The sequence below is a fragment of the Neobacillus drentensis genome, assembly GCF_036965645.1.
In the GTDB taxonomy this organism is placed as follows: domain Bacteria; phylum Bacillota; class Bacilli; order Bacillales; family Cytobacillaceae; genus Neobacillus; species Neobacillus drentensis_D.
Genome location: NZ_JBALPZ010000136.1, coordinates 44,938 through 56,160 on the forward strand (window position 1 = coordinate 44,938; position 11,223 = coordinate 56,160).

Sequence of the window (11,223 nt, forward strand, 5' to 3'; positions counted from 1 at the left end):
TCAAAACGTTATTGCCGCGGGGGTCTTTTACCCCAATATTGATAAAGGTCGGTCCGTATGAAACCATTAAACAGCTTTCGTTTTTTGGTTGCCGGTTTACCGTAAAATTGTTCAAATTCTTCATTCGAAGTCATGATATAAATGGACCAGGTATCGAGCTTACTAAAAGCCTGTCCCATTTCCTTATACATTTGCTCAACTGCCTTTTTATCACCCAAACGCTCACCATACGGAGGATTTCCTACAATAACACCATACTCCATACTAGTCGAAATATCGCGAACCTGCATTTGTTTAAAATGAATTAAATCACCAAACCCAGCTTCTACAGCATTGCCTTCCGCAATCCTAACCATGCGATGGTCTATATCAGAGCCGGTAATGTCTAATGGCTGGTCATATTTTGCCAGGTCTTCCGCTTCCATACGAGCATCATGCCACACTTTTTCGGGTATCCATTTCCAAGCTTCAGAAACAAATTCTCTGTTAAATCCCGGTGCAATGTTTTGCCCTATCATGGCTGCTTCTATTGGAATAGTCCCTGATCCACAAAAAGGGTCCATAAAGGGACGGTCAGCCTGCCAATTCGTAAGCATCACGAGCGCAGCTGCCAATGTTTCCTTTAGCGGTGCCTCACCTTGATCAATTCGATATCCTCGTTTATGAAGACCGCTGCCACTGGCATCAATGGTAATGGTCGCAACGTCCTTGAGCATTGCCACTTCAATCCGGTATAGAGCACCATTTTCCTCAAACCAGGAATTACGTTTATAATGTTTTTTCAAACGTTCAACCACCGCTTTTTTAACAATAGCCTGACAGTCTGATACACTAAACAGCTTTGATTTAACAGATTTCCCAATTACAGGAAATTCTGCATCTTCAGGCAAAAATTGTTCCCAGGGAAGCGCCTTTGTCTTTTCAAACAGTTCGTCAAAAGTAAAAGCCTTAAATTCTCCAACCTTTATCTTAATGCGGTCGGCTGTTCGCAGCCATAAATTACTACGTGCAATGGCTGCCTCATCACCTGTATAGGTTACCTTACCGTTTTCCACTTCACAATTATAGCCAAGTGATCGGACTTCTTTAGCTACTAAGGCCTCTAATCCCATCGCTGCAGTTGCAATTAATTGATATTTTCCCATGTCTTGTCTTCACCCTTAAATATTTCATATGTATGTAAAATCATGCTAATCGTTCAACTTGTCGCTTACATTATTGACAGAATAAAGAAAACGAATGCAGTAATTTGCAATAAAAAAGCTCCCCATATTAGGAGAGCCCTTAATATCCAGCATTTCTTGACATTAATAACGTTCTGTAAGCCATGTTCTGTACCATAGTACTGCAAACGACTATTAGGTCTCGTACTTAGGTGGTAATCATCTATCTACAGATTCAAGTATGAACCTGTCTTTCTCCTTGTTCAATTCCTCAGAGAAAACGCCCCTACCATAATTTGGGTTTCTCGCTCGTGGGGTTTACCCGTTCCACCCTTCTCATTTCCAAGAAGGCTACGTCACTGTGGCACTTTTATAGGTATTCATACCATATCCGCAAGGGACTTAGGTATTTTCCCGGCCGTCAACTGAATGCTAGACTCAGCTGCCCTAGCTTATGAATTCACTAGGCACGAACACTACGAGCATCGCAGCTCGTGCGAGCATGGACTTTCCTCAACGATTCGCGAATTCGCTCCTCGCAGCAATTACCCGAACGTTATTAATGATACTTTTTAATTATATGTATTTCTTGTTCAATATACAATGGTTTTTATTAGGAAACGATGGAACAAAATGTTAATCGTAAAGTTTATTACCAAATACATGTTTTTCTAGATTAGACAATCTTTTAAGGATATCAAAATTGGTCGTTCCAGCTGGCTGTGACACCGGCTGCCTTTTGGATGTCTCTTCAAGCTGCTTACGAAGCCTAAGGTTTTCTTGTTGTAGATCCTCAATTTCTTGGTGAAACGTTTCATAATCTTTAATGATTAAATCTAAAAATTTATCCACATCTTCTTGTTTATAACCACGAACACCAGTTTTAAACTCTTTTTCTAAAATATCCTTAGCTGTTAATTTGACCTTATCAGCCAACATTCAAATCACCTCTAGTTTAGCCAATCATTACCTATTATTTTTCCAAAAATATGCCCTTTTGTCAATTTTCTTTTACAATCGATGATTGTTCCATCATTTTATTAATATGGGGCAAGGTTATAAATATTCTTTAAAAGCCAGATTGCTTGAGTTGTTCTTCCTCCACAATCAGTTGCAAGTCGTAAAAAGTAAGTAGTTCTATTCGATAGTCATGCTTTTTTTGGTATTCTAATGCTAATTCGTATAAATATTTAGGGCTTCCCTCTTTTTCATGATCAAACAGTAGCAGCAAGCCATCACTTTTTTCCACAAAGAACTGGTTTTTCAAACGAAACTGCCATGGTTTTTCATAGACTTTTTTCGTTACAGAGTCCACAAAGTCAGCTTGCATTAAAATCGTTTCATACCACTCCTTATTGGTTTCATTCCAGTTCGTTTCCTGTTCTAAAAAAGGAGTAATGACCGCAAGCTTCAACTCAGGGTATTCAGATTGCAAGTCAAAGACCACCTCTGCTGCCCAAAGCTCAACACCAAGTTGACCGCTGATTAATATCCATTCTAACCCGTCTTCAATCATTGGCAATAAAGCCTTTTTTAAAGCTGCCTTAATATATAGAACGGATGGATGGTCCTTATTAAAGATCCCTAACTCAAAAGGTTTGTAACCCGAAATGGCTAAAACTTTTACCAAAATCTTTCTCCTTTTTGATATTTTTTTAAAATTGGGACAAACATTTTATTATAAAGAACATAACATATAATAAAAAGAAAATAAAAAACAAGGGCTTAATAGCCCTTGCAAACACATCCACATTACTAAGGTCTACGGCCCCTAAATGGTCCTGGTCCAAAGCCTGGCGCACCTGGTCCAAAGCCGGGTGCTCCAGGTCCAAAGCCAGGTGCTCCTGGTGCCACTGGTCCAAAGCCCGGGCCACCCATTCCACCAAAGCCTGGCGCATTTGGTACTGCATTTGGCAGTGGTGCTGCGATTGGCGCGATTGGCGCTGGTGCACATGGGTTACAGCAGTTGATGTGCTGGCTGCAGCACTCTTCTGCACATGACGCTGTTTGCGGACAGTAATGTTTATGCTGAAACATGTGATGGTTCACTGTTGTTGTATGAACCGGATGAATATGCGGCACCACCGTTGTCGAAAACGTATGGTTCACAATTTGTTGTGTCGGATGAATGACTGGAGGTAAAAAATTAGTTCCTAGATACATATGATAATCTCCCTTCAAATATTCTGTTTACATTAACAGCCTATGTAAAAGGAGTTACTCTTGTACTAATGAAAATACCTATTTTTTTCGTTATGGAATTTTTTTGTTAAACTTTTTTTATAACATCGTATAAAAGCTGTCTTTTAAACTTGTTAACACAACGGCAGTCAAACAGACGACAATAAAAAATAAGAAAAGAATTGCTTTATACATACTACCATCTCCATATGTTTTATGGTCGTTTTTTTTCTCAACCCAATTTTCAATTTTACCTTTTTCAACTCCGATAAACAATATGGAAATACTAGTTTTCTTTATAAAAATGTTAAAAATATGTGTCATTATTTTAAATATAAAAATAGCCAGACGCAAACATACTAACGAGTCTATTTTGCTTGTTTTCGCTCCAACCGTCTAAGTCTGGTCTGAAGCTGTTCATATCTAGGTTTGTTCAAATTTATATGATCATCAGATACTAAGCTAATGGCTTCCTGGCAATACCAAATTGCTTTTGGAAGGTCTTTAAGCTTATGCTCAAAGATTTTGGCCAGTTCAACACAGGCTTCTGCCCTAATTTGGAAATCGTTGGTTTCATAAACCTCCAAAAATAAATCTCGCGCACTAGTCCAATTATGTTCTTTTTTTTGCTGATAGGCCAGAATCAGCTTGGCCCTTGTTGATGTTTTATCCTGTTCATTTGTTAGGGTGGTTAATACCTTTTTCGCTTGGTCTGTTTCACCTAAACTAGCAAACCAACGTCCTACTTCATACATTTCAGGGCGTGATTGATTTCGGTCTGTACCCGTGATTTGAAAGGTCAAATGAGTATACAACGTCACAAGGGATAATATATCGATTTCATTATGTTTAAGAATACCCAGCATACCATCGGGTTGTTTACTTTCTATAAAATCAAAATAAATAATAGGAGCAAGGTATCCAGGAATATCATCTATCCTTTTTACCCCTAATACTTCTTTTTCAACGATGGATAACTTCATTCTGTCTAATTTATGCTTCCAAAGTCTTCTAGCGGCATGAAAAAGATCGAAGTGTCCAAACGAAGGCAGTTTTGGGACATGTTCTCTGACTAGTGTATGTCGAGTTTTAACTTGCGGCCAATCAAACGATTTGCCGTTATATGTGACAAGGGTCCGATAGTTCACTTTTTCCAAAAAACTTTGATAGAGAGGGATCTCCGCTCCCGGATTCGGCAGAATATGCTGCCTTAAAATCAGCTCATTACCTAAAACACTGGCATAACCGAGTATAAAAATAGTATTTCCAACCCCGCCGCCAAGTCCGGTCGTTTCTGTGTCAAAAAAGAATAGTTCTTCCACTCTATGCCCTTTTGAAGATAATGGATGGTTAATCTGGTTTTCATTCCAGCTATTGACCGCAGTTTGTAAATCACTAAAACAGTAATGCCCATGTTGATGTGACATAGGATATCTTACTTCTCGAATCAAACAATAATTTCCATCTAAAAAATACGGCGAGACATTTTCTTGTGCCCATTTATCTTGATAAGGAATTTCAATAGCATATACCTCTGGAAGAAATGGTGGTTCCTTTTCAGTTCTGACTGAGAGATGCGGTTTTAAGCGATTCAATTTATTTTTTAAAGACATGACTCCACTTCCTCACCTGAAAGTCGAGTGTGCAGGAACGTTCTAAGAATATTTACCGTATCTTTTTTGGCGGTTTCACTTACAGTATCAGCGCCAATACAAGAAGGACATCCAGACTGACAATGACAATGGGTGATCATTTTTAATGTCTCATGAAAAACCTCAGACATTCCCGTATATATTTTTTCACTTAAGCCAATCCCGCCCGGATAGCGATCATAAAAGAAAATAGTCGGCTTTTCATTATGGTCAGCCTTAACTTGTGGAATAACGTGAATATCCTGGGGATCGGCCATAACAAATAAGGGAGCGATGTGATTTAATGCATGTGCTGCTCCAATCAGCCCCTGCTCGAGACGTTCTTGTCCCATTTCCCCTAACGGTTTACTCAATGAAATCCATGCCGCATTCGTATGAAGCTCCTCTTCAGGGAGGTGAATCGGACCGGAACCAATGTTTTCATGTGTCTCAAATTTAATCTTTTTAAAAATTGTTGCCATCGCCCTCACACTAACATCACCATAACCAATTTCCGCTTCAGGATGTGAATGTAGTTTATCCACTTCCAAAACCTTTAATTGAACAGCCAGATTGGCATCGGTAAAATAGTCAACATCGACTTCTCGAACAAATGCCTTTTTCTCATCCCAATCAAGCTTTTCCACCTGATATTGTGTTCCTTGATGCAAGTAAATCGCCTCATCATGGAGAAGCGTCATGGAAGAAAATCGATCCATCTCACCTATCACCCTCACATTAGCTATATCTGATTGATCGACGATGATCACGTTTTCTTGTGATGCTGAACGTAAACTTATATTATGAGCCGGGAAAGAATCATTCATCCAATAAAACTTATCACCATTTCGGTAAAGGACACGTTCCTCAGCCAAGTATTCTAGTAACTCGTCTGTTTCTACATTCCCAAACCTATCACCACTCTTAAATGGAAGCTCATAGGCGGCACATTTCATATGGTCAATTAAAATGATAAGATTATCCGGATTAATCCTAGCTGTTTCAGGGCTTTTATTAAAAAAGTAATCTGGATTTTGAATAATATATTGATCAAGCGGGCTGGAACTAGCGACCATTATGACCAAGGCCTCACCATGCCTCCTGCCAGCTCTTCCTGCTTGCTGCCATGCACTCGATATGGTCCCTGGATAGCCTGTCATAATGCAAACCTGAAGCTGTCCAATATCAACTCCAAGTTCAAGAGCATTTGTACTGACGACACCATAAATGTCCCCTGAACGCAACCCCTTCTCAATTTTTCTTCGTTCTGTCGGTAAGTATCCGCCACGATAGCCCATAATGGATTTTGCTCCCAACTCATTTTTAACTAATTCCTGCAAGTAAGTTAGAATTATTTCCACTCTTACCCTGCTTCTGGCAAAGACAATGGTTTGAATCTTATTTTTCAAGAGCTCACCCGCTATTTTGCGGACTTCAAGTGTCGCACTTCTTCGAATATTTAATGGTTTATTGACAATTGGAGGATTATAGAAGACAAAATGTTTGGTCCCACTTGGAGCACCATTATTATTAATCAGGGTCATTTTCTCTTCCGTTAATTTCTCCGCAAGCTCTAGAGGATTCGCAATTGTGGCAGAGGTACAAATAAATACAGGATTGCTTCCATAATAACGGCAAATCCTCTTTAGCCTCCTGATCACATTGGAAACATGACTTCCAAAAACGCCACGGTAGGTATGGAGCTCATCAATGACTACAAATTTAAGATTCTCAAATAATGATACCCATTTTGTATGATGAGGCAAGATTGCCGAATGAAGCATGTCTGGGTTGGTTATGACTACATGACCAGCTTTCCTCACTCTCTGGCGGATATTTGCGGGTGTATCCCCATCATACGTATAACTATTTATTTCAGCACCAGAAGCTTCAATTATTTCATTAATCTCACTTTTTTGGTCTTGGGCAAGTGCTTTAGTTGGAAAAATATACAGGGCTCTTGCACTCGGATTTTCCAGGACGGTGTGTAACACCGGCAAATTATAGCAAAGTGTCTTTCCAGAGGCAGTTGGTGTAACAGCAACAATGCTATGACCTGAAATAATTTCCTCATATGCTGATTTTTGATGTGTATAGAGTTGGTCAATACCCCTTGCAATTAGAGCATTCTTTAAAACGGGATGCAGGTTCTCTGGCATGTCGACAGTTTGGGGAGGCTTGTTCTCAATTGTATGCCAAGTGACAATATTTTCTTTAAACTCATGATTTATTTTTAAATCTGCAAGGATTTCATGCAGGTTTTTTTTCAGTTTCATGTTCTCACCTCATTACTCCTATTTTACCGAATAGACGTTCGATATTAAAGATATAAAACAAAATTTAACACATTAACATGATTGTAACTTTTTCCCATTAAGATAGAGTAAACGCTAGATGCAAAATTTGTTACAATAGTAATGAATGAATTGACTCGGAAGGGGATTTTATGAAAATTGAAGATATTAAGCGGGTACTAAGTAATTTTACCCTTTTCCACGAATTAAACAATTTTGAATTGACAAAAATAGCGAATATTTCGATTGCCAGAGAGTGGAAAAGGCATAGTCATGTCTTTCTCCAAGGTGATCCACTTGAAAGCGTCTATTTTATCTTCGATGGTAAAATAAAAATTTATAAAAGTGATATTAGTGGAAAAGAGCAAATCGTAGCGATTGCAAAAAAAGGGGAAATGTTTCCTCATGTCGGATTTTTTAGAAAAGGGGATTATCCTGCCTATGCAGAGGTACTAGAACCCGCTACCCTCATTGCAGTTCCTATTTCAAAATTCGAAAAGGTTCTAATTGAAAATCCTGAGCTTTGTATCAAGGTATTTAAGGTGCTTGGAGAGAAAATTATCGATCTACAAAATCGCTTGGAGGAACAAATCCTAAACAATACATATGAACAGATCGTTAAACTTATTATTCGACTAGCACAGAAACATGGAATGGAACTAGTGGATGGGACCATTCATTTAAAATCTGAGTTTACGAACAAAGATCTTGCCAATATGATTGGTACAACAAGAGAAACTATTAGCCGGACATTAACAAAAATGAAGAAAGACGAATTAATCGAAGTGGACCCAGATGGGAACATGATTCTTGATATTCCCATTCTTATGAAGGAAATAAATTTACTGTAGGAAAAACACCGCAGCTTTCGCAGGCTGCGGTGTTTTTTTAAAGGCTTAATTATTTTTATGAGAAAAGTGCCTTTTAAATAGATTAAGATTACAGCTGAAGCATCTCTTCCATGTCTTCTTTCGCTGTACCAATTAACTTAAGGTTAAATGTATCCTGAAGAACCTGAAGAACTCCTTCAGAGATAAATTCGGGTGGTTTTGGCCCAATTCGAATGTCTTTAATTCCTAAGCTGAAAAGTCCTAACAGAATCGCTACTGCTTTTTGCTCAAACCAAGAAAGGACAATACTTACAGGTAATTCATTGACTTCACAGCCGAACGCATCAGCTAATGCTAAGGCGATTTTCACAGTCGATCCGGAATTATTACATTGACCTAAATCAATATATCTAGGGATGTTTGTTCCAGGTACCACACCATAATCAACATCGTTAAATCGGAACTTACCGCAAGAAGTTGTTAAAATAACGGTTTCTGGAGGAAGTGAGATAGCAAGCTCTCGATAGTACTCCCCGCCTTTTCCAGGTGCGTCACATCCTGCAATCACAAAGAAGCGTTTAATCTTTCCTGCTTTCACAGCCTCTATTACCTCTGGCGCTAATCCTAAAACGGTCTCATGGTGGAAGCCTGTGAGTAATGTTTCTTCAGATTCTATTGCTCCTTCTGGAAGCTCCAACGCCCTGTTAATTAATGGAGTAAAATCATCATTCAGAATTTTTTCTACATTTTCAAGACCCGCAACTTCGTAGGAGAACATCCGATCTGCATATGTACCTTTAATCGGCATTACACAATTAGTTGTAGCAAGGATCGCTCCAGGGAACTTTTCAAATAGTCTTCGTTGGTCATACCAAGCTTTACCTATATTACCTTTTAAATGCGTATATTTTTTCAGAGCAGGATAGCCATGGGCAGGCAGCATTTCAGAATGTGTATAAATATTAATGCCTTTTCCTTCTGTTTGCTTCAATAATTCTTCTAAGGCGAATAAGTTATGCCCTGTAACTACAATACATTTACCTTCGATTTTATTTTGACTAACGCGAATTGGCTCTGGTATACCTAAACGTTTCGTATGGGCCTCATCGAGCATCTCCATTACACGGACAGCTGATTGGCCTACCTTCATTGCCATATCAATATGTTCCTGTACATTAAAGTTTGAATTAGTTAGTGACATATAAAGTGCTTCATGTGTTGTCGCATCCACAAATGGGTCCGTAAACCCTAGTTGATTGGCATGTGTTCTGTAGGCCGCAATTCCTTTTAATCCAAAAATAATCGTATCTTGTAAGCTGGCGATGGTTTCATCTTTACCGCAAACACCAATAACCTTACATCCACCAGAAGGTGTTTGTTCACATTGATAACAGAACATGTGACTTCCCCGCTTTCATCTTATTTCCATTCTAGCGTACAAATTTTTTCACTTCCTTAGTGTGATGCAAATCACATTAATCACGTTTGTAACAGAATGTTCAAATATTTATGACGAACTTATGCCGGCACCTACCTATTTTCCTCCGCATATGATATGGAGTGAAATATTGGAAAGAGAGGGAATAATCATGTCATCCATGCTTCCGAGTGATAAAAATAACCATAAGTCTCCGCTGCCAGAACCTTTCCGTGATTTGATTAAATCAATGAACGAATTCTTCACTGATAAACCTATGCGGGGATTTTTGCAATCTATTGATGATTTTTTCAAATCTCCTTTCCCAGCAGGTACAGGTTTTCATGTTGAAACATTAGAAACGGGAACAGAATATATCATTTCTGCAGAGCTGCCGGGTGTGAAAAAGGAGCAAATCCAACTTAATATTTCAGGAAACTATTTAACGATTTCCGTTGAAAATCAGGAATTGGAAACGGAAGAAAATCAAATTAGTCACGTTTATCGTCGAAAATATGTCCGTCAGCAAGCTTCTAGGACGATCGCCCTGCCACATGTTATCAATGAGAATTTAGTTAGGGCTTCTTACCGTGATGGCTTATTGCAAATTCGCATTCCTCAAGAAAAAGGAAAACTAATAGATATAGAAGAATAACGTTGCTTAGCTTCTATAATATATAAAAAGACGGCTTCCAAGAGCCGTCTTTTTATATTCTGAAAAAGGTTTAAATTTTAAATATACCCCCAAATCCTTTTACAAGTGAGGAGACTTGGTTAACAGCATTCATCATTTGACCAGCTGTATTCATCATTTTATTAATGTCCACTGATCCATCTTGTGATTTGAAGGAATTCATAAGAGATTGCATTCCGCCTGGCTGTTTTGGCATGAAACTGTTTTTAGGATAGGGGTTCATTCCTGGATATCCATTCATAGGGATATATGGCTGTTGAACCATTTCATCCTTTGGCTGCAGGGGGTTTTGAAATAAAAACTGGTTATCCTTTTGAGTATACTGCGCTTTATAATTGTTATTTGGCGGTACAAAGCCCGGTTGATAGGTTTGACCAAATGTCTGCATTTGCGGCTGATAATATGCGTTGGGCGGGTAATAGGGCATCATATTATAGTTGTGAGGTTGAGTATGATAAGCATTGGGCTGGTTTCGGTTCATTAGCTGCTGCGGGTTTAATGGCGGCTGAGTCATTGGCACTTGGTACATCATTTGCCCCGAGTTTCCATGATAAGCGAAATGATTTGGTCTGGTTTTTCCAAACATGGGCAAACATCTCCTCTTTATATTTTCTATTCCACATTATGAAAGTTAAAGTTGAATGGTGATTCTTAAAGTCTGTTTGTCAATGTCATAATCACAGGAATTTTGTCTAAAGTTTAAATATTTTAAAAACTAGGAATCCTATGTTTTCATGATACGATAGAAAAAAGGGTGAAGGAGGAGCTATTTATGAATATTCACGAATTAAAAAGCAAATTTATTCAAAGTCGGGATTATAACACAGATGACGTAAATACCTTATTGGATTTTGCAAAGAAAGAGTATATTCATAATGAAATAAATATAAAAGAATATCGAATTCTAGTCCGCGAGCTTGAAAACCAAGGTGCGGTTATACCTGAAGCTAATCACGAAAACTCCCTCATCGAACATTCATGAATTTCACGCAGAAAGTTACTCTAATTAAATC

The 11,223-nt window shown here is 38.5% G+C and carries 11 protein-coding genes and 1 other RNA gene; 3 read left to right on the forward strand and 9 right to left on the reverse strand.

Going from position 1 to position 11,223, the window contains the following annotated elements; all coding sequences use genetic code 11:
- Positions 1-8: 8 nt before the first annotated feature.
- The 7 genes from V7266_RS23495 to V7266_RS23525 form a co-directional block, all read right to left on the reverse strand.
- A complete protein-coding gene (locus V7266_RS23495; protein ID WP_335471510.1) occupies positions 9-1,145 on the reverse strand; it encodes a THUMP domain-containing class I SAM-dependent RNA methyltransferase in 1,137 nt (378 codons plus the stop codon).
- A 171-nt stretch (positions 1,146-1,316) separates the two neighbouring features.
- Positions 1,317-1,720: RNase P RNA component class B (gene rnpB / locus V7266_RS23500), an RNA gene on the reverse strand.
- A gap of 79 nt (positions 1,721-1,799) precedes the next feature.
- On the reverse strand, positions 1,800-2,102 hold the full coding sequence (gene gpsB, locus V7266_RS23505) for a cell division regulator GpsB (protein WP_335471511.1): 303 nt from the start codon (positions 2,100-2,102) through the stop codon (positions 1,800-1,802).
- A gap of 130 nt (positions 2,103-2,232) precedes the next feature.
- Positions 2,233-2,793: a DUF1273 domain-containing protein gene (locus V7266_RS23510; RefSeq protein ID WP_335471512.1), complete on the reverse strand. Its 561-nt coding sequence runs from the start codon at positions 2,791-2,793 to the stop codon at positions 2,233-2,235.
- A gap of 125 nt (positions 2,794-2,918) precedes the next feature.
- Complete coding sequence (locus V7266_RS23515; protein ID WP_335471513.1) at positions 2,919-3,326, reverse strand: CotD family spore coat protein; 408 nt, start codon at positions 3,324-3,326, stop codon at positions 2,919-2,921.
- 386 nt (positions 3,327-3,712) lie between these two features.
- Positions 3,713-4,957, reverse strand: a complete 1,245-nt coding sequence (locus tag V7266_RS23520) for a ribonuclease H-like domain-containing protein (RefSeq protein WP_335471514.1) — start codon at positions 4,955-4,957, stop codon at positions 3,713-3,715.
- Complete coding sequence (locus V7266_RS23525; protein WP_335471515.1) at positions 4,948-7,251, reverse strand: DEAD/DEAH box helicase; 2,304 nt, start codon at positions 7,249-7,251, stop codon at positions 4,948-4,950. The genes V7266_RS23520 and V7266_RS23525 overlap by 10 nt, the downstream gene beginning before the upstream one ends.
- Before the next feature lie 170 nt (positions 7,252-7,421).
- Here V7266_RS23525 and V7266_RS23530 point away from each other — a divergent pair, with 170 nt between their 5' ends.
- Positions 7,422-8,120: a Crp/Fnr family transcriptional regulator gene (locus V7266_RS23530; protein ID WP_335471516.1), complete on the forward strand. Its 699-nt coding sequence runs from the start codon at positions 7,422-7,424 to the stop codon at positions 8,118-8,120.
- 88 nt (positions 8,121-8,208) lie between these two features.
- Here the strand turns inward: V7266_RS23530 and hcp are convergent, their stop codons facing one another.
- On the reverse strand, positions 8,209-9,498 hold the full coding sequence (hcp, locus tag V7266_RS23535; protein WP_335471518.1) for a hydroxylamine reductase: 1,290 nt from the start codon (positions 9,496-9,498) through the stop codon (positions 8,209-8,211).
- A 190-nt stretch (positions 9,499-9,688) separates the two neighbouring features.
- Here hcp and V7266_RS23540 point away from each other — a divergent pair, with 190 nt between their 5' ends.
- On the forward strand, positions 9,689-10,171 hold the full coding sequence (locus V7266_RS23540) for an Hsp20/alpha crystallin family protein (RefSeq protein ID WP_335471519.1): 483 nt from the start codon (positions 9,689-9,691) through the stop codon (positions 10,169-10,171).
- A gap of 70 nt (positions 10,172-10,241) precedes the next feature.
- Here V7266_RS23540 and V7266_RS23545 read toward each other — a convergent pair whose 3' ends face one another.
- Complete coding sequence (locus V7266_RS23545) at positions 10,242-10,796, reverse strand: YppG family protein (protein ID WP_335471520.1); 555 nt, start codon at positions 10,794-10,796, stop codon at positions 10,242-10,244.
- A 186-nt stretch (positions 10,797-10,982) separates the two neighbouring features.
- Here V7266_RS23545 and yppF point away from each other — a divergent pair, with 186 nt between their 5' ends.
- Positions 10,983-11,192: a YppF family protein gene (gene yppF / locus V7266_RS23550; protein ID WP_335471522.1), complete on the forward strand. Its 210-nt coding sequence runs from the start codon at positions 10,983-10,985 to the stop codon at positions 11,190-11,192.
- Positions 11,193-11,223 lie beyond the last annotated feature (31 nt).

Excerpts from the sequence above, each read along its gene's own strand:
- V7266_RS23540 (WP_335471519.1), top strand. The coding sequence starts at position 9,689 with ATGTCATCCATGCTTCCGAGTGATAAAAATAACCATAAGTCTCCGCTG.
- yppF (WP_335471522.1), top strand. The coding sequence starts at position 10,983 with ATGAATATTCACGAATTAAAAAGCAAATTTATTCAAAGTCGGGATTAT.
- V7266_RS23525 (WP_335471515.1), bottom strand. The coding sequence starts at position 7,251 with ATGAAACTGAAAAAAAACCTGCATGAAATCCTTGCAGATTTAAAAATA.
- V7266_RS23530 (WP_335471516.1), top strand. The coding sequence starts at position 7,422 with ATGAAAATTGAAGATATTAAGCGGGTACTAAGTAATTTTACCCTTTTC.
- gpsB (WP_335471511.1), bottom strand. The coding sequence starts at position 2,102 with ATGTTGGCTGATAAGGTCAAATTAACAGCTAAGGATATTTTAGAAAAA.
- V7266_RS23515 (WP_335471513.1), bottom strand. The coding sequence starts at position 3,326 with ATGTATCTAGGAACTAATTTTTTACCTCCAGTCATTCATCCGACACAA.
- V7266_RS23545 (WP_335471520.1), bottom strand. The coding sequence starts at position 10,796 with ATGTTTGGAAAAACCAGACCAAATCATTTCGCTTATCATGGAAACTCG.
- V7266_RS23495 (WP_335471510.1), bottom strand. The coding sequence starts at position 1,145 with ATGGGAAAATATCAATTAATTGCAACTGCAGCGATGGGATTAGAGGCC.
- V7266_RS23520 (WP_335471514.1), bottom strand. The coding sequence starts at position 4,957 with ATGTCTTTAAAAAATAAATTGAATCGCTTAAAACCGCATCTCTCAGTC.
- hcp (WP_335471518.1), bottom strand. The coding sequence starts at position 9,498 with ATGTTCTGTTATCAATGTGAACAAACACCTTCTGGTGGATGTAAGGTT.